The organism is Halomonas jincaotanensis (genome assembly GCF_018448785.1).
In the GTDB taxonomy this organism is placed as follows: Bacteria; Pseudomonadota; Gammaproteobacteria; order Pseudomonadales; family Halomonadaceae; genus Halomonas; species Halomonas jincaotanensis.
Map to the genome: position 1 here is coordinate 183,841 of NZ_JAHCLU010000001.1, position 17,950 is coordinate 201,790.

Here is a 17,950-nt window from a genome sequence, read left to right on the forward strand (position 1 = left end):
CCGTATGCAAGAAGGGTATGCGCGAAGAAATCGCCTATCGCTAGAAAGGAATATGGATCGAGGCAGTCACGAGGTTGAGGTGTGCCATGCTGGGCTCATTGAATTCCTCGTATTCCACGCGACTGACCAGGCCGTTGAACTGGAGGCGAATCCCGAAGCCCTGAACACGAGTGGTGCCGGCGGTATCCAGGGCCAGCGTGTCATTGGGAACGATGGGATCGCCCTCCCATTCAGCGAACCCCGATTTCGCGTAAAGTCCCCACTGGCCAAAGCGAAGGCCAGCGACCAGGCTGCCGCCGAGACTGATGGTATCGAGAATCAGAGCCTGGCCGCCAGAACGGGTGGGCACCTCATCGCTCTCGCGATAACTGACCTCGGCGCCCAGGTCCAGAAACGGCAGCCTTAGAGGAGAAAAACCGGCGGTGAGCCGGAATCCTGACGTGTAGCCATCCTGTGTCTCGAGATCCTGTCCATCGATCATCACACCATTGTCCAGATGCATGAGATCACCTGATTGCGCGACATAGGCAGGCGGTGCGGCATCGGCCATCACAGCAGCACTGGCGAGAAGCGCCAACGGGGTTGCCAGCCAGGCAGAACGGGGGCATGCGGTTTTCATGGTCCCTGACCCTACACGTAGCGGTACGGAGAAAGGTACAAAAGACAAGTGCTGAAAGGAGTACAAAACGTGCCCTGAAAAAGGTCAGCGCTGACTCGATACCGTTCTAAGATAGCAATGGTAGGTAGATTGCGCCAATTGCGCGTTTTTTGGCGACCAGGACTAGGTCTGGCAAGAACGTGTCCCGCCCCTCGCTTGGGGGCGGGAAGGCATCTCCCGTCAAGGCGGGGCGCTCAGGTGGGTTGCTTGACCGTGCGCAAGTAGGGCTTGAGGGTGGTAAAGCCTTGCGGGTATTTCTGCTTCGCTTCCTCGTCGCTGACAGACGGTGGGATGATCACATCGTCGCCGTCGCGCCAGTTCACCGGTGTCGCTACGGTATGCTTGGCGTTCAGCTGGAGGGAGTCGAGCAGGCGCAGCACCTCATTGAAATCGCGTCCCGAGGTCATCGGGTAGATCAGCATGGCCTTGATCTTCTTGTCGGGACCAATCATGAAAACCGCCCGCACGGTGGCGTTGTCGGCCGGTGTCCGGCCCTCGGCAGTGTCCTCCAGTTCTGCTGGCAGCATGTCATAGAGCTTGGCCACCTGAAGGTCGGTGTCGCCGATCATCGGATAGTTGGGTGCGGCGCCCTGGGTCTCCTCGATATCCTTGGACCAGGCTGCGTGATTATCGACGGGGTCGACCGACAGACCAATGATCTTGGTGTTGCGCTTGTCGAACTCCGGCTTGAGCTTGGCCATGTATCCTAGCTCGGTGGTGCAGACCGGCGTGAAATCCTTGGGGTGGGAAAACAGCACGCACCAGCTATCGCCGATCCAGTCATGGAAATTCAGAGTGCCTTCCGTGGTTTGCGCCGTAAAGTCGGGCGCAGTATCGCCGATTCGTAAGCCCATTATGGTTACTCCGATGTGAGAAAAGTCGGTTATCGAGAGAAGCCGCTGGCGTTTCGCCTCTCATGATTTGAGTGGCACAAGCATAGCGCCAGCGCCAGCCCTGTCGTCAAGTCGATTGACGCGCTGCAAGATACCGAAAATGCATCTGGATATGCTCCGCCGAGAGTTCATGGCGTCTTGCCGCCGCGAGCAGAGGCCCGAGTATCGCCTCATGTTCGGTAGGGCGTCCGGCCATCACGTCCTGCAGCATGGAGGCCAGGTTGTTCGCCGTAGCATCGACCACTTGCCAGACCAGCTGCCGCCAGCCGTCGATGCCATCGCCCTCGGGGGGCGTCACGCTCTCCGCGGCCATGATCGCCGCTATCTCCTCGATCATCGCCTCAACGTGGAGGCGATAGGGCGGGTTGCGAAGTTCGCCATTGGTAATGCCGAAGTGTGCCACCAGCGGATTGATGGCGGCATTGACGGCGAGCTTGCGCCATAGCCTGACGCCGATATCGTCAACCAGCTCGCTGGGCAGGCCGGCGAGACTGAGATCGTCGGCCAGTTGCGAGGCGAGCCCGCCGTGGCGCCCATCCAGCGCACCGATAAAGGTATGACCATGCCCGGCGTGGGTGACCTGAAGGTCGCCCTGCACATGGGCGCCCTCGGTAGTGGAAGCGCAGAGGACAGGACCCGACCAGCGCCGGGCGATTGCCTGCTGGCTTCCGACACCGTTCTGCCACAGCACCAGCGGCGTGTCTGCAGGCAGCGCTCGCGCTAACGTGTCGCAGGCGGCCAGCGCCGTGGTGGCCTTGGTGGTCAGGTGCACGATCGCTGGCGTCTCGTCGGGCAGGGCGCCGATCACGGCGACAGCCAGCCGGCGAGTCAGCGTCTCGCCCTCCGGCGTCAGTAACCGCTGGATGGGGGATGGCGGGCGTCGCCCGACCAGCGTGGCCCGTGCATGGTCGGTCAGCCGCAGGGCGATCAAACGGCCCAGGGCCCCGGGTCCGACGATCCAGTGGGAGGACAGGGTCATGGCAGTCTGCTCGGCTTCATCGCGTGGGTTCATGGTGTTCTCGTCAATGAACAGGATACCTCAGCGCTTGGTCGCCTTGCCGCGTGCTCCCCCTCGCCGGGACCGCGAGGCCTTGCTATTGGACGACTTGCCGCGCGATGACCTGGTATTTGACGACCTGGCGCGCGTTGACGGGGGCGACGCTTCACCGCGGGCGTCGCGCAGTGCCAGGCTGAGGCGGCCGGCATCGGCGGCGCCGAGCAGGCCATGCAGATCCTCGATCAGGGCGGCCAGGAACGGGGCCGGGTCGTCGCCCGCCTCGGCAATCGCGCCGAGGCGCTGCTCCCACAGCGCGGTGCGCTCGGGCCGGCCGACCGCCTCGGGCAGGGAGGCGATCAACGCGCTGCCGATTCGGGTGGCGCGCAGCGCCTTGCCCTGGCGCACCAGATAGCCGCGCTCGACCAGCGTCTCGATGATGCCGGCGCGGGTTGCCTCGGTGCCCAGGCCGTCGTGCTCGCGCAGGGTGCGGCGCACCGCCGCGTCCTCGACGTAGCGGGCGATGTTCATCATCGCCTTGATCAGGCTGGCGTCGGTGAAGGGTTCCGGCGGGCGCGTCTCGCGGTCCTCCACGCCGACATCGGTGACCCGGCATGCCTCGCCTTCGGTCAGTGGCGGCAGCGGCGGGGCCTCGTCGCGAGTGGTGAATAGCGGCTTCCAGCCGGGAGTCAGAATCTCCTGGCCGCGTGCCCGGAAGAGGTTATCCAGGATGGTGAACTCGGCCTTGACCTCACGGGTGACCAGCGGCGGGTAGAACTGGGCGACGACGTTGCGGGTGATCATGCGGAAGATATCCGCCTCGGCCTTTTCCAACCGCGTGAGATCGGCAGGCTTGCCGGTAGGTGCGAGGGCATGGTGAGCGCCGACCCGCTTGTCGTTCCAGGCCTTCGAGCGTCGCGAAAAATCGGCGCCTTCGAACCAGCCGCGCAGGGTATCATCGGCCTGGCAAGCGTCTTTCAGGGTGTCGCGTGCTCCGGCCAGGTGCTCCTCGGGCAGGTAGCGACAGTCCGAGCGAGGATAGGTGATCAGCTTGTGGCGCTCATACAGGCGCTGACACACGTCCAGCGTCATCTTGGCGGAGAGCCCGAAGCGCCGCGCGGCATCGACCTGGAGGGCCGAGAGAGAGTAAGGCAGCGGCGCTGCCTGGCGTCGTTCGCGGCTATCCAGGGCGTTGAGCCGCCCCTCGGCCCCGGGCAACCGCTCGGCCAGCGCCGCGGCGGGCTCGCGGGACAGCAGCCGGCCCTGGTCATCCAGGGGGTGTGGTTCGCCGGGCACCCACCAGGCGCGCAGCATGCCGTGGGTGACGGCGAGGTCGACCCAGAGCACGAAGAACGGCCGCGGCTTGAAATCGCGGATTTCGTTGTCGCGGCGCACCACCAGCCCAAGCACCGGCGTCTGAACTCGACCCACCGAAAGCACACCGTCATGGCCGGCCTGGCGACCGGTAAGCGTCCAGGCCCGGGTGAGATTGATGCCGTACAACCAGTCGGCTCGCGCGCGCGATTCGGCGGCCCGGTAGAGCGGCTGATACCGGGCATTGTCCTCGAGCCTGGCGAGCGAGCGCTGAACCGCCGGCCGGTTGAGATCGTTGACCAGCAACCGCGATACTGGCCCTTTCCAGCCCAGGTGTTCGATCACTTCCTGTACCAGCAGCTGGCCCTCGCGGTCCGGGTCGCCGGCGTGCACCACTTCCTGCGCGCCTTTCAATAAACGACGTATCACCGCCAACTGGCCGCGCGCCTTGGGTCGCGGGGTGTGCTTCCAGCGGTCGGGCAGGATCGGCAGGTGATCGAGCCGCCACTGCTTGAACGCCGGGTCGTAGGCATCGGGCGGGGCTTGTTCGAGCAGGTGGCCCAGGCACCAGGTGACCGTGGTGTCGCCGGCGACCAAGGCGCCCTCCTCGCGGCGCAGGTGACCGGGCAGTGCCTCGGCAATGGCGCGGGCCAGGCTGGGTTTCTCGGCGATGATCAGTCGCATCGTGTCTCGCGGGCGATGAATGGCATGGATATTCTTCCAGTAATATTCGCCCATCGCCAGGTGTAACCTGAGCCACGTGTTGTACAATGTTTGTATCGAAAACCCTAGAGGATATCCCATGCGTGAACGTGGCCGGACGCGACGCTTGATGGGGCTCGGTGCCCGCACCGGCGGGGCAATGATCCGCACCCGCCTGGGCGGCCAGGCCGACTGGCGGGCACTGGGCGAGGCGTTGTTCGAAGGGCTCTCGGAGCTCAAGGGGCCAGCAATGAAGCTGGCGCAGATCATGTCGCAGTGGGACGACCTGCTGCCGCCGGACCTCGCCGAGGAACTCGCGCGCCTGCAGCGCCAGGCCGAGCCGATGCCTTGGGAGGGCATTCGTCGCGCCCTGGTCGAGCAGTACGGTGATCTCGACACGCATTTTCGCGAGATCGAGCCCCGCCCCTTCGCCAGCGCGTCCATGGGCCAGGTGCACCGTGCCGTCACACACGACGGCGCGACACTGGTCCTTAAGGTGCAGTATCCCGGGCTCGCCGAGGTGCTGGAAAGCGACCTGGTGCAGGTGCGTCGTCTGCTGCGGCTCGGGCGCTGGTTCAAGGTGCCCCAGGCACGGCTCGATGCCTTGTTCGAGGAACTGGCGTCCAGCCTGCGCGGTGAGCTCGACTACCACGCCGAAGCCGAGGCGTTGGCGCGCTACCGTGAGCGCTACGCCCATCGCGATGATCTGGTGATTCCCGAACCGCTGCCCGAGGTGTCCGGTCCGCGGGTGCTGGCCATGCGTTATGTGGCCGGCACACCGCTTCGCGACCTGGAGTCGGCTGACGATGCCCGTCGCCAGGCCGTCGCCACCACGCTGGCCGACTGGCTTACCGAGGAGCTCTTCACCCACGGCGAATTGCACGCCGACCCCCACGCCGGCAATTTCGCGGCCGACGACCAAGGCCGGCTGGTGATCTACGACCTCGGCGCGGTGATTCCCGTCCCCGATGCGCGCCTGGTGACGATGATGCACCTGCTCGAGGCCACGCTTGAAGGCGATCCCATGGCCATGGATACCGCCATGCTCGAACTGGGCGGGCGACAGGGCCAGGGGGCACCGCTCTCGCTGTATCAGGAGGCGGCCGAGGCCGTGACACCCCTCTTCGAGCCAGGCGAGCAGGATTTCGGTGACGTTAGGGTGCACCGCCGCCTGCGCGACCTGAGTCCCAAGGTCTGGGCCGCCATGGACCGCCTGCAGCCGCCGGCAGATACCCTGTTGCTGTCGCGCACTCTCAACGGCCATTACTGGAATCTGGTGCGCCTCGGCGCCCGGCTCGATATGCACGCGCGCACCCAGCCCCTGCTGGCGGGAGTCCAACGCCGCTGACGCTGACTACCGCCTGCCCAGCGCCGCCGTGGACTGGTAGACTATGGCGTTTTGTTACTTGCGGAGGCTGCGATGCTGGCAGTTTGGGTGGAACAACTGCTTGGCTTTGCCTCGGGAGCGCTGGTGGCCATTCGCGAAGACGAGCGTTACCCGAGCTTGATGGCCTGGGCGCGTCGCGAAGGCCCGGCACTGGTCGGAGGTAATCCGGCACTGGCCCAGGCGCTGGCGCCGGAACTGTGGTCACAGACCCCGCTGGCGAGGCTCGACTTTGCCTGCGAAACCCTGGCCCGTCCGGGGCGACTCGAGCCGTGCTGGTGTGATTCCGGCCGCATGACTAAGGACTGTTGTGGCGCCGTGACCCTGCCCGGACATATTCCCGATCATCTGATGTGGATGCTCTCGCTCAGCGACTGGAAGGGGCCGGTCTTCAAGGCGGCGCTCGAAAGCGGTCGGGCCCCGGCCCAGGCACTGCTTGAGGCCGGCCTGATTGCCGCCGAAAGCGGCCAGCGGGGACGCGCCCAGCGAATCCTCGAATCGTTGTTCAAGCATGCCGACTGGTCGTCGCTGCCCGAACAGGCCGAGCCGGCCTTCGAGATCCTCGTCGATCTTTATCAGGAACGCGGTTTCCATCGCAAGCGCACGGCGCTGCTCGATGACGTACTCGACCGTGGTCCGTTGTTTCTGCGCGGCGTGGCCCTCGAGCGGCTGTGCCTGATGCATCTGGACAACGACGACCTGGACAGCGCGCGCGAGGCCTTCGTGCGTGCCCAACAAGCCCTGCCGGATTCCCCCACGCTCGCCTATATCGAGGCGATGCTGCTGCTCCACGAAGGGCATGAACGCGAAGCCGCCGAGCGCGCCGGTTTCTGGTTCCGTCGCCTGTCACGCCAGGGTGAGCTGGACTCCGACCAGCTGCAGTTCCTCGCCGATCTGGCCGAGAATCCCGGTGCCACCCTGGCCGAGCAACTGCTTAACGCCGAGGAGGACCTGGCCGGCCCCCTGGCCGCGCTGCAGGCCTTGCTCGAGGTGTTGCCGATCGCCCCACGGCTGGGCATCCACCAGGGCGAGACGGGTGCGCTCGAGTACCACGCCAGCGCCCGAGAGGACACGCTGTTCGCCGCCTGGCACGCCCAGTTTCAGTCCGAGGTACTGGGCGAGGCGCCGATGGGGTTCGACGACGACCCTTGGCCGCGTGCCGGCGATTGGCTGAATGAGCTTTGCCGCCACCCCGAGTGGCTGGATTCGCCGCGGGTCCTGCAGGGGCTCTCGCTGGCGCTGACTAGCCGCTTCGGCAGCCTGCCGTGGATGGCGCCGAGTCTCTTCGCGCCGCTTGCCGACCGTCTGGAGCGCTGGCTCGAACAGGCCCGCGCCGAGGGCGATGGTTCGCTCAACTGGGACGATGCCGATAACGCCGTGCTGTTGCGCACCGGTCTCGCCCTGGTAGTCGGCATGGAGCGTGGCGCGCGTCAGCGCTCGCGTGAGCTCGCCGAACACCTACTGTCACTGGACGATCAGGATAGCCTGGGGCTTCGTGAACTGGTGCTCGACCAGTTGCTGCGTGAAGGACGTGATCTCGAGGCGCTCGAGATGAGCGAGAGCGAGCTTGCCAACGACGATTCCGACGAACCCCCGCTGGGATTGCTGATGGGCCGCGTGCTGGCACTGTTTCGTCTCGAGCGTCGCGAGGCCGCCGAGGCCGCGCTGAACGAGGCCTTGACCCACAATGCTTATGCGCTGGACATCCTGTGTAGTGATAAAGCTCGTGCGACACCGATGGGAGATGATGCCGCCGCCGAGCCGGGCAGTCGTGAGGAGGCCTGGCAGTACCGCACCTTGATGCGCGACCAGTGGCGCGTGACACCGGGAGCGCTGACCTGGTTGAACTTGCGCCTCGCCGAGACGACACGCCGACGCTGAAGGATCCCCCGCGTCGGCATCGAGGCTACCCGGCCAGCTCAGGCCGTACGAGGCACCGGCGGTGGCACCAGGTTGTGGTCGCGGCTGATCCAGACCGCCAGGGCAATTGCCGGCAAGCCCAGCGTCGTGGCAATCACGAAGAAGGTGGCGTAACCGTCGGCGGCGACTACCATGCCGCCGAAACCGCTGAGAAACTTGCCCGGCAGCGTCATAAGGGACGAAAAAAGGGCGTACTGCGTAGCGGTATAGGCCCGCGAGGTCAGGCTCGACAGGAAGGCGATGAAGACTGCACTGGCCAGGCCGTTGGAGAGATTGTCGCCGACGATGGTCATTACCAGCATGGGCAGATGGGCGCCGGCGAGTGCCAGGGCCGCGAACAGCAGGTTGGTGAGCGTCGCCGCCGTGGCCCCCAGGATGAGAATCGGCCCAATGCCGTAACGGGCCACCAGCAGACCGCCGAGAATGCCCCCACCGATACTCATGGCGATGCCGAAGATATTGGTGACGTTGGCAATCGTCGCCAACGAAAATCCCAGGTCGATGTACAGCGGGTTGGCCATGGATGCCATCGCCAGGTCGCTGATGCGATACACCGCTACGAACAGCAACAGCCACAACGCCTTGCGCCGATGGCGAGTAAAGAAATCGGTAAAGGGGCAGACCACCGCACCGATCAGCCAGGCGCCCAAGCGGCGTAGCCAGCGCGGCTTGCCGCGGCTGGCGCGCAGGAAGGCCCGCACCCGTGGCTCGTGAATCAGATGCGTGGTCAGCGACAACCTCTGCGGCTCGGGGCGCACCAGTACCGTAATCACCCCGATACCCACCAGCGCCGCCATACTCAGGTAGGCCGCTTCCCAAGAAATCCACGAAGCGACGTAGAGGGCGCCGGCGCCGGCGGCCAGCAGGCCGCCGCGGTAGCCGATGATATAGGTCGAGGCCATGGCCGCCTGCATGTCGTCGGGCGCCGATTCGATGCGAAAGGCGTCGATCGAGATGTCCTGGGTGGCCGAGCCGAAGGCCACCATCAGCGAGAATGCCGCCACCAGGCCCAGGTTGTCCTGTGGATCGAGGCTGGCCAGCCCGACCAGGCCGGTGGCGATGATGGCCTGGGCGAGCAGCATCCAGCCGCGACGCTGGCCGAGCAAGCGGGTGAGCAGTGGCAACGCCGTGCGATCAACGATCGGCGCCCAGAAGAACTTGATCGAATAGAGGATCCCGATCCACGCGAAGAAGCCGATGGCGGCCACCTCGACACCATCACTGCGTAACCAGGCAGACAGGGTCGAGAAGACCAGCAGGAAGGGCAGACCCGCCGAGAAACCAAGAAACAGCATGGTAATGACCGGCGCGCGCAGATAGATGGCCATAGCCTCGCGCCAGCTGCGGCGGGCGATGGGGGTCGGCATATTGGATGGCTCTCCTTGCGGTGTGTCACGAGGGGGCACGCAGGCCACTCGCTCGGATGATAAACTTACGGAATAGGTCGTTGGGACGCTCGCTGTCTAACAGGTGTCACCCGCTCTCGGCGTGCGCCTGGATTGTTGCAGAGCCCCGCCAGTGATGCCAGCAGGAAACCCGACAAGGAGCCCTATGAACGTAGACGGTGGTAATCCGGAGAATGATCAGGACGCCATTCCGCGCTGGTACGTGATCCAGTGCAAGGGGGGCGAATCCTTTCGCGCGGCGGACCACCTCGGCTACCAGGACTACGAGGTCTTTCATCCGGTGCTGGAGGTGCAGAAGAAGCGTCGTGGCAAGCTCGAATGGATCACCGAGCCGCTCTTTCCCTATTACCTGTTCATCCGGCTTGATCGCCTGGCCAGCAACTGGCGCCCCATTCGTTCCACTCGCGGTGTGCTCAAGATCGTGACGTTTGGCTTGGGCACCCCGGTGCCGGTCGGCGATGCCCTGGTCGAGGCGTTGCGCTCCCAGGGTAACGAACGACAGGACTCGACGGTTAACCTGTATTTTCGTGCCGGCGAGATGGTGGAGATTACTGAAGGGCCTTTCAAGGACCTGCAGGGCGTGTTCACGAGTCACAAGGGAGAGGAGCGAGCCATCGTGTTGCTCAATATGCTCCACCAGCAGCAGCGGCTGGATCTCCCCGTTGAACACCTGCGGCGGCGAGACTGAAGGTCTTTCCCTCACCACAGCATTTTCCATGAGTCAGACGTTAATTACCCCTCTCACCTTCAGGAGACTGTGATGCATATCGCCCCTCAGCGAGTCGTGACACTCCACTACGTCCTCAGCGGCACCGACGGCGAGGTCCTCGATGATTCCCGCGCGCGCGAACGTCCGCTGGAGTACCTCCATGGTCATCACAATATCGTTGCCGGTCTCGAGCATGCACTGGATGGTCAGGCCGAAAACGCCGAGCTGTCCGTCACCCTGATGCCCGCCGAGGCGTATGGCCTGCGTAACGAGTCGCTGGTGCGTGAGGTCGGGCGTGATGCCTTTCCGGTGGACGATCTGAGCGCGGGGATGCGGTTTCAGACGCCAGGGGACGCTGGGCCGGAAGTAGTTACCGTGCTCGAGGTGGGCGACGACGCCGTATTGATCGACAGCAATCATCCACTGGCCGGCCACACCCTGCGCTACCGATTGCAGGTACTCGCGGTGCGCGAGGCGACTCGCGCCGAATTGGCCAAGGGTCACCCCCTTCCGGCGGGCACCGAGCCCGGTGAAGTGGAAGATCGCAAGGTGCTTTAAGCCCTCAAGCGTAATGGGTTGGGCGAAGGGCGCGAAAATTGTCCTGAATCAAGAACTTTAAATAGTGGTAGCAGGTGGCCAGGCCGCCTGGTGAGAAACTTGATTCAGGTCAGAAACGTTACGGGCCTATCGCGTTATCGTTCTCCCATCAAATCGAGACGGGAGGACACGTACATGTACTGGGATGATGCCGTTATTTTCGGGGTGGTCACCGTCGCGATGATGATCGCTTTTCTAGGTGGCTGGGTCGCGTTTATCATCCGCGACCACCGCAATAAGAAACACTGAGCCGAGTCGCTCGACCGGCGAGCCGATAGTCAGGGGTGGGGGGCATCCCCCAGTTGCCGACCCACTTGGGTCGGCATTTTTTGGGGCTCGGTTGTGGCTTCCGGGCTAGCGCTGCACCGGCTTCTGGCCTCCAGCGGTCGGCCGCCAATGGCGTTGCCAGGCGCTCATCACCTTCTCGGGATACCAGGTCTTGCCCAGGCTGCCGTTGTAGCGGGCCAGAGCGCGAGTGAAATCGCCCTCTTCTACGGCCAGGTAATGGGCGAGTATCGTGCAACCGTAGCGCAGGTTACGCCAGGCATCCTGGAGATCATCAACGGGCAGGCCCAATTCGCGAATCCAGAATGGCATGATCTGCATCAGGCCAACGGCCCCGGCGGAAGAAACCGCCTCCCCTTGGAAGGCACTTTCCACCTGGATGACCGCGAGCACCAGCCCGGGCGGCAGCCCGGCCAGCTGCGCCTCTTGGTAGACACGCTGCAACAACGCGACGCGAAATGCCGGGTCTTTTACGAAGCGCGCCAGGCGAGGCTCCATGTCGTTGAGCCATTGACGTGCAGCCCAGACATTGGCCGGCGAACGCGGTGCGGACAACGAGTCTTCCAGCGTGGTGCGCAAGGAGGCGGGTGCCTCGGATATTACACGCACCCGCGGTGTCTGAACCTGTTCATCGTCCGCGGAGCTGGGCAGGGGCGTGTCGTTGGCTTGAACCTCTCCTGCCGCAAGCGCGGCCAGCATCGCCAGGATGAAGGCCGCGACGCGCCTAGCGTGCGACGCGCTCGCCCAGGAAGTCGAGGATCTGCTCAGCTGGCACCATGGTGGCTTCACTGTCGCGGCGTCCCTTGTATTCGAGTTCCCCCTTGTCGAGGCTGCGGTCGCCGACCACCAGACGGTGGGGCAGACCCATCAATTCATGGTCGGCAAACTTGACTCCGGGGCGCAGGTCGCGGTCGTCCAGCAGTACTTCGAACCCGGCAGCGGTCAGAGCTTGGTAGAGCCTTTCGGACTCATCACGCACCCGCTGCGACTTGTGCGCGTTCATCGGCACCAGTGCGATATGAAACGGCGCCAGCACATCGGGCCAGATGATGCCCGCATCATCGTAGTTCTGCTCGATCGCCGCGGCCACCACCCGGGTGATGCCGATGCCATAGCAGCCCATCCACGGGTGGATCTCGCGGCCCTCGTCTCCAAGGACCGTGGCGTTCATCGCCTCGGAATATTTCTTGCCCAGTTGGAAGACATGGCCCACTTCGATACCGCGCGCGATAGACAGGGTGCCTTGGCCGTCCGGCGACGGATCGCCCTCGATCACGTTACGCAGGTCGGCGACCTTGGGTAGGGCTACGTCGCGCTCCCAGTTGATGCCGAAGTAGTGCTTGCCGTCGACGTTGGCGCCGGCACCAAAATCGCTCATCAGCGCCACGCTACGGTCGACGATGATCGGCATATCGAGTTCTACCGGGCCCAGCGAGCCCGGGCCGGCACCCACCGCGGCGCGAATCTCGGCTTCCGTGGCCATGGTCAGCGGTGTCGCCACTTCGGGGAGGTTCTCGGCCTTGACCTCGTTGAGCTCATAGTCTCCGCGTACCAGCAGGGCGATCAGTCCGCCCTGGGCGGCATGCACCATCAGTGTCTTGAGCGTCTTCTCGATGGGCAGGCCGTGCTGCTCGACCAGTGCGGCGATGGTCCGGGCATCAGGGGTGTCGACCAGTCGCAGCTCTTCCTGTGGCGCCGGACGTTCGGGTGTCTCGCCCAGCGGCGCCGGCAGCGCCTCGGCTTTCTCTATGTTGGCGGCGTAGTCGGATGAGGTAGAGAAAACCACAGCATCCTCGCCTGAGTCGGCCAGTACTTGGAATTCATGGGAGCCGCTACCGCCGATGTCACCGTTATCGGCCTCGACGGCGCGGAAATCCAGGCCCAGCCGGGTGAAGATACGCATATAGGCGTCGTACATCACTTTGTAGGAACGCTGGAGTCCGGCCTGATCAACATCGAATGAGTAGGCATCCTTCATGATGAACTCGCGCGAGCGCATAACGCCGAAGCGCGGCCGGGTCTCGTCGCGAAACTTGGTCTGTATCTGGTAGAAATTGGATGGCAGCTGCTTGTAGGAGCGCAGCTCGTTGCGTACCAGATCGGTGATCACTTCCTCGTGGGTCGGCCCATAGCAGTAGTCGCGCTCGTGACGGTCGCGGATGCGCAGCAGCAGGCTGCCGTACTGGTCCCAGCGGCCGGATTCCTGCCATAGCTCGGCTGGCTGGACTGCCGGCATCAGCACTTCCTGGGCGCCGGCGCGATCCATCTCCTCCCGCACGATTCGCTCGACCTTGCGTAGGGTCTTGAGGCCCACAGGCAACCAGGTGTATAGCCCCGAGGTGAGACGGCGAATCATGCCCGAGCGCAGCATCAGCTGATGGCTGATGACTTCGGCGTCAGCAGGCGTTTCCTTGAGCGTGGCGATCAACAGTTGGGTGGCGCGCATGGTTCCGGCGTTTCCTTGAGCTCTTCTTGAGGTCGGGCCGCGCAGGTCGAGTCGCGGCGCGGCGGCAGTGATCGCATTGTACGGGCAGGCACCGATGGCGGCAAAAGCTTGCTCACCGGCGCCAGTGCGCCATGGCGTGTCGCGTCCGCTGCGTCTTGACGCTGTCTCGTCGGCTGACTACAGCTTAAAGGGCGGGAACAGACGCTGTTCCTTCACTCGCAAGTCATTCATAGCAAGCCTTCTCTCGCAAGTCAGCAATCGCCGGTTTCATCGAGAGCTGGTTTTTTATCGAGAGACAGCTTAGGAGGTCCGAAATGGATTTTGGAAAGCATCAATCATGTATCGAAGCCTGCCACATCTGCGCCGCCTATTGTGACCGGTGCGCGACGTCGTGCCTGCAGGAAAATGACGTCCAGATGATGGCGGAATGCATTCGGCTGGACATGCAGTGCGCACAGATCTGTCGTTTAGCCGCCTCCTTCATGGCGCAGGGCAGCGAGTTTGCCCGTGATCTCTGTCGCGTCTGCGCCGACATTTGCCAAAAGTGTGGCGATGAGTGTGGCCAGCACGATGCCAACCACTGCCAGGAGTGTGCCAAGGCCTGCAAGCGCTGCGCGGAAGAATGTCGCGCCATGTCGTAACGGGCGTATTTGTCGGCTTGTTCGCATGCCGATTTCACAAACCGTCGCCCAGCCAGCAAAAAAAACCAGCCAGGATCCGGCAATGGCCGCTTTTGGCTGGTTAGTCTTGGCTGGCTGGCTGGCTGGCTGGCTGGGTGTTTCTCTCAAGACATACACCGTCTACGTCTCACTCCTTCGTGTCGTGCTCGCTCGGGCCTCGTCACCCGAGCAGTTGGCGCACGCACATGCCGAGGATCAGGGTAGCCGATACGCTCAGCAGGGTACCCAGCAGCACGTACTCGGTCAGCTTGCGGTCCTGCGCCTCGCGCAGATCGCCGAAGCGCAGAACCGACTTGGCCGCGAGCAGAAAGCCCACGGCAATCAACTGATCGAGCAATACCAGCGTCAAGACCAGAAAGCGCTCCAGCACTCCGATGCGGGCGCCGGCATCGGCGAGCGTACCGGTATCCTCGAGCTGGTGGTTCCAGCGCTGCATCACCAGGGCGATGGCGATCGACATTGGCCGCGTGACCAGTAGGTAGGCCGAGGCGAGCCCCAGCATTTGGGGCGTCATCAGCCATGCCGTCGCGATGGCTAGCGGTTGCCAGCTACCGATCCAGCTGAGCCAAAGGGCCACAATCACCAGCAGATGCAGCACCTGATCGAGCAGGAACCAGCGTAGCTGTTGCGGATTGGCATGGGCCTTGGCCACGTCGATCAGCCAATGGCTGGCCGTGAGGATGAGACTTGCCAGCAGTATCGCGAACGGGCCGCGAGTGGTGGGTATGTTGAGGGTGGCAATCACCAGTACACCCGCAGCGAGCAATCCATGCAGCAGCGCGTGTAGGGCCAATTTGCGCGAGCGCTGCTTGAGCCGGTAGCGCTCCTCGACCCAGCCCCCAGGCTGGAACACGAAATCGCCGGTCAGGTGGGCGAGGATCAATCCGAACAATAGCGAGAGGTCGGTGGCCGTCATGAGCGTGAATCCGAGTCGGCGAGGCGCTTTTCGAAGCAGGCGAGGGTGTCGGCGAGCAGCGCCCAGCGGGCGGCACGCAGGCGCTTGTGAACACTTGGCTGGCGAATACCGAGTTGCTCAGCCAGTACTTGCTGAGTGGCTGACTGTTGCAGGCTCAGGTTGACAATCTCGGCGGAATAACGCGACCAGCCATCGACCAGGTCGTCGACGAAGCGCGTCACCAGGCTTAGGCAATCATCGTGCTCCACCTCGGGCAGGGACAACGCCAAGTGCTGTGTATCCATGGCATCCAGCGCCTGGCCCGAGCGCACGAAGACCTCGCCATCGGCATCGGTGATGGCCTGGGCAGCCTGCCAGTCATCCTCTCCCACCGCGATGGCGATACGTGCATCCCAGCGCTGTTTCGGCTCAGAGTGGCGGATCAGCGCGGCGCGCAGCTGGATAGCGGCTTTCATGGCCTTGCCGGCATCGGCCAGAACGAGCTGGAAACCGTCACCCCGGTAGCGTTGCCCACGACCTAAATGGCGCTCGGCAAGTGCGGCCAGGGTGGCGTCCAGCACCTTATATAATTGCGTGCCATCGTTCACCTTGCGCGAGTCGATCACGTCGCCCGTGAGCACGGCGATGCGTCGGGCCATGGCGCTGTCTCCTTGCCGTTGAAAACTCCATAATAGCCATTTTGGTCTATTTATCAATTAAATAGTGTTTAAAGGCTATCGATAGAAAATTGAGAGCGCAGCCACAGCTCACGTGACTCGACAGAATCGACACGGCGTCAAAGCTCGGCGAACGGGGAGTTCTTCCAAGTCTAAATAAGCATTTATTGAAGTAATATAAAAAATCATGATGTCTTTCCCTTACCCGCTACATTGGTCTAGCTTAAGGAGGCACGGCTTAAACGGAGAGAGATATGAAAAGGACAGCACTAGCGATTGCCATCGGTGCAATTTCTGCTGGTATATCAATGGGTACCTGGGCGCAGGATCCGCCTGACGCGGAAACCCAAGAAAACCAGACTGAAACGCAGCCAGCCTCCGAGCAGGCCTCATCTGAGCAAGACAATGAGATGGATGTTCAGGTTGAAGAACAGCCCGCCGAGGTGCAAGTAGAGCAGGAAGCGCCGGATATCACAGTCGAGCAAGAGCCACCGGAGGTGACGATTGAACAACCCGAGCCGGAGGTGACGATCACCCAACCCGAGCCTAATGTGGAAATCCAGGAAGCCGAACCCGAGGTCACAGTAGAAGACACCGGCGAGCCCGAGGTGACCATCGAGAGTTCCGGTGAACCTGAAGTGACTGTCGAGGACCAGGAGCAGCAGGAGGAGCAGGATCAGCAGCAAGAGCAGGAGCAACCGCCGGAAGAGCAGGAACAGGCGCAGCAAGAGGAGTCATCCGGCTCAAGCAGCGCCCTGATGTCCATGCAGGTCAGCGATCTCGAAGGCATGACCGTTAACAATCAAGATGGTGAAGAGATCGGTGAGGTCAGGCAGATCTCGCAGCACAACCAGAGTGGTGATCTTTACGCCATCGTGGGTGTGGGCGGATTCCTGGGTATCGGCCGGTCGGACATTGCCATGGCCCTCGACGAAATGGAAATGCAAGGTGAGGAGTTGGTCCTCACAACGAACCGCACCCAAGATGAGATAGAGCAATCGTCCGAAGATTACAATGAAGACGATTACACACAAGTGGATAGTGATACAACACTATCGGAGGCGTCTTCTCAGTAATCGTTAACCAGTTAAATTAGCGACCTTAAAACAAGTCGTGCCGTAACGCGGGAAGGGCAAGGTGAACACCTTGCCCTTCTATTCTTTCCATGCAGCGCCTCTTCTGCTTTATCGGCTTCACGCCTACCTGGCGAGTTCGCGCATAGCATTTTCCAGACCCTCGAGCGTCATGGGGTACATGCGGTCATCGATCAGTTCGCGGATCAGCCGGGTCGAATGGGCGAGCTCCCAGGCGCGGGGCGGCATGGGATTGAGCCAGGCCAGATGCGGGAAGGTATCCACCAGACGCTTAAGCCAGAGGCCGCCGGGTTCGTCGTTGAAGTGCTCGACGCTGCCGCCGGGGTGGGTGATCTCGTACGGTGACATGGCGGCATCGCCAACGATCACCACCTGGTAGTCGGCGCCGTAGGTATGCAGGACGTCCATGGTCGGAATACGCTCGCCGTGGCGCCGGGCCCGGTGTTGGGAATTGCTGCGCCATACGCCCTCATAGAGGCAGTTATGGAAGTAGTAGGGCACCAGGTGCTTGAATTCAGAGCGCGCGGCCGAGAAGAGCTCCTCGCAGGTACGGATGTGGTCGTCCATGGAACCGCCCACGTCGAGAAACAGCAGCACCTTCACCGCGTTGTGACGCTCCGGGCGCATCTGCACGTTGAGCAGCCCCGCATCACGGGCGGTCTCGCGAATGGTCGCATCGACGTCGAACTCTTCCTTGGCGCCCTGGCGGGCGAACTTGCGCAGCCGACGCAGCTCCATCTTGATATTGCGCGTGCCCAGCTCCAGTGAATCGTCGTAGTCGCGAAAGCGGCGCTCATCCCACACTTTCACCGCCCGGCGATGGCGCGAACCGTCCTGACCGACGCGAATGCCCTCGGGGTTGTAGCCGTGGGCGCCGAAAGGGCTGGTGCCCCCGGTGCCGATCCACTTGTTGCCCCCGGCATGGCGTTCCTGCTGTTCTTCCAGGCGCTGCTTGAAAGTCTCGATGAGTTTTTCCAGGCCGCCGAGCGACGCGATCTGCGCCTTCTCCTCCTCAGAAAGCTGCTTCTCGAACTCGCGGCGCAGCCAGTCGTCGGGAATCAGCGCCTCGATGGCAGCATCGAGATCCTCGAGCCCCTCGAACCAGGCGGCGAAGGCACGATCGAAACGATCAAAGTACCGCTCATCCTTGACCATCACTGTGCGCGCCACCTGATAGAAGGCCTGGGTGTCAGCGAACACCACGCCGCGCTCGACGACCGCATGCAGGTCGAGCAGTTCACGCAACGACACCGGTACACCGGCGCGCTTGAGCGCCTCGAACAGGCCGATAAACAT

17 protein-coding genes are annotated in these 17,950 nt (G+C 63.1%); 7 read left to right on the top strand and 10 right to left on the bottom strand.

Annotated elements, in window-relative coordinates; genetic code table 11:
• Positions 1–40 precede the first annotated feature (40 nt).
• The 4 genes from KG088_RS00875 to KG088_RS00890 all read right to left on the bottom strand — a co-directional run bounded on the left by KG088_RS00875 (position 41) and on the right by KG088_RS00890 (position 4,543).
• A complete protein-coding gene (locus KG088_RS00875) occupies positions 41–619 on the bottom strand; it encodes a hypothetical protein (protein WP_213823599.1) in 579 nt (192 codons plus the stop codon).
• A 233-nt stretch (positions 620–852) separates the two neighbouring features.
• A complete protein-coding gene (locus KG088_RS00880) occupies positions 853–1,512 on the bottom strand; it encodes a peroxiredoxin (RefSeq protein ID WP_213823600.1) in 660 nt (219 codons plus the stop codon).
• Positions 1,513–1,618: 106 nt separating this feature from the next.
• A complete protein-coding gene (locus KG088_RS00885; RefSeq protein WP_250147984.1) occupies positions 1,619–2,563 on the bottom strand; it encodes a ketopantoate reductase family protein in 945 nt (314 codons plus the stop codon).
• A 27-nt stretch (positions 2,564–2,590) separates the two neighbouring features.
• Positions 2,591–4,543, bottom strand: coding sequence for a DNA topoisomerase III (locus KG088_RS00890; RefSeq protein ID WP_213823601.1), 1,953 nt, complete (start codon positions 4,541–4,543; stop codon positions 2,591–2,593).
• Between the two features lie 118 nt (positions 4,544–4,661).
• On the opposite strand from KG088_RS00890, the gene KG088_RS00895 reads away from it, so the two are divergent.
• Together KG088_RS00895 and KG088_RS00900 are read left to right on the top strand one after the other, a co-directional pair.
• Positions 4,662–5,909, top strand: coding sequence for an ABC1 kinase family protein (locus KG088_RS00895; RefSeq protein WP_213823602.1), 1,248 nt, complete (start codon positions 4,662–4,664; stop codon positions 5,907–5,909).
• A 72-nt stretch (positions 5,910–5,981) separates the two neighbouring features.
• On the top strand, positions 5,982–7,826 hold the full coding sequence (locus KG088_RS00900) for an SEC-C domain-containing protein (protein WP_213823603.1): 1,845 nt from the start codon (positions 5,982–5,984) through the stop codon (positions 7,824–7,826).
• A 38-nt stretch (positions 7,827–7,864) separates the two neighbouring features.
• On the opposite strand, the gene KG088_RS00905 is transcribed toward KG088_RS00900, so the two are convergent.
• The gene (locus KG088_RS00905) at positions 7,865–9,232 is read right to left on the bottom strand and encodes an AmpG family muropeptide MFS transporter (protein WP_213823604.1); all 1,368 of its coding nucleotides are present in this window, start codon (positions 9,230–9,232) and stop codon (positions 7,865–7,867) included.
• A 184-nt stretch (positions 9,233–9,416) separates the two neighbouring features.
• On the opposite strand from KG088_RS00905, the gene rfaH reads away from it, so the two are divergent.
• The 3 genes from rfaH (at position 9,417) to ccoM (ending at position 10,826) form a co-directional block, all read left to right on the top strand.
• A complete protein-coding gene (gene rfaH, locus KG088_RS00910) occupies positions 9,417–9,959 on the top strand; it encodes a transcription/translation regulatory transformer protein RfaH (protein WP_213823605.1) in 543 nt (180 codons plus the stop codon).
• Between the two features lie 72 nt (positions 9,960–10,031).
• Complete coding sequence (locus KG088_RS00915; protein WP_213823606.1) at positions 10,032–10,538, top strand: FKBP-type peptidyl-prolyl cis-trans isomerase; 507 nt, start codon at positions 10,032–10,034, stop codon at positions 10,536–10,538.
• A gap of 174 nt (positions 10,539–10,712) precedes the next feature.
• On the top strand, positions 10,713–10,826 hold the full coding sequence (gene ccoM / locus KG088_RS19915; RefSeq protein WP_319941358.1) for a cytochrome c oxidase subunit CcoM: 114 nt from the start codon (positions 10,713–10,715) through the stop codon (positions 10,824–10,826).
• Between the two features lie 105 nt (positions 10,827–10,931).
• Here ccoM and KG088_RS00920 read toward each other — a convergent pair whose 3' ends face one another.
• Both KG088_RS00920 and KG088_RS00925 read right to left on the bottom strand, forming a co-directional pair.
• Positions 10,932–11,651, bottom strand: a complete 720-nt coding sequence (locus KG088_RS00920) for a lytic transglycosylase domain-containing protein (RefSeq protein WP_319941359.1) — start codon at positions 11,649–11,651, stop codon at positions 10,932–10,934.
• Positions 11,587–13,308 carry a proline--tRNA ligase gene (locus KG088_RS00925; RefSeq protein ID WP_213823607.1) on the bottom strand — a complete coding sequence of 574 codons (1,722 nt, stop codon included), beginning with the start codon at positions 13,306–13,308 and terminating at the stop codon, positions 11,587–11,589. The genes KG088_RS00920 and KG088_RS00925 overlap by 65 nt, the downstream gene beginning before the upstream one ends.
• A 314-nt stretch (positions 13,309–13,622) precedes the next feature.
• Between KG088_RS00925 and KG088_RS00930 the strand changes: the two genes are divergently transcribed.
• Positions 13,623–13,949, top strand: coding sequence for a four-helix bundle copper-binding protein (locus KG088_RS00930; RefSeq protein WP_213823608.1), 327 nt, complete (start codon positions 13,623–13,625; stop codon positions 13,947–13,949).
• A gap of 199 nt (positions 13,950–14,148) precedes the next feature.
• Here KG088_RS00930 and KG088_RS00935 read toward each other — a convergent pair whose 3' ends face one another.
• On the bottom strand, positions 14,149–14,904 hold the full coding sequence (locus KG088_RS00935) for a DUF3307 domain-containing protein (RefSeq protein ID WP_213823609.1): 756 nt from the start codon (positions 14,902–14,904) through the stop codon (positions 14,149–14,151).
• Positions 14,901–15,542 carry a SatD family protein gene (locus KG088_RS00940; RefSeq protein ID WP_213823610.1) on the bottom strand — a complete coding sequence of 214 codons (642 nt, stop codon included), beginning with the start codon at positions 15,540–15,542 and terminating at the stop codon, positions 14,901–14,903. Before KG088_RS00940 ends, KG088_RS00935 begins: the two co-directional genes overlap by 4 nt.
• A gap of 272 nt (positions 15,543–15,814) precedes the next feature.
• On the opposite strand from KG088_RS00940, the gene KG088_RS00945 reads away from it, so the two are divergent.
• Complete coding sequence (locus KG088_RS00945; RefSeq protein ID WP_213823611.1) at positions 15,815–16,636, top strand: PRC-barrel domain-containing protein; 822 nt, start codon at positions 15,815–15,817, stop codon at positions 16,634–16,636.
• A 123-nt stretch (positions 16,637–16,759) separates the two neighbouring features.
• Here KG088_RS00945 and KG088_RS00950 read toward each other — a convergent pair whose 3' ends face one another.
• The gene (locus KG088_RS00950; protein ID WP_213823612.1) at positions 16,760–17,950 is read right to left on the bottom strand and encodes a vWA domain-containing protein; all 1,191 of its coding nucleotides are present in this window, start codon (positions 17,948–17,950) and stop codon (positions 16,760–16,762) included.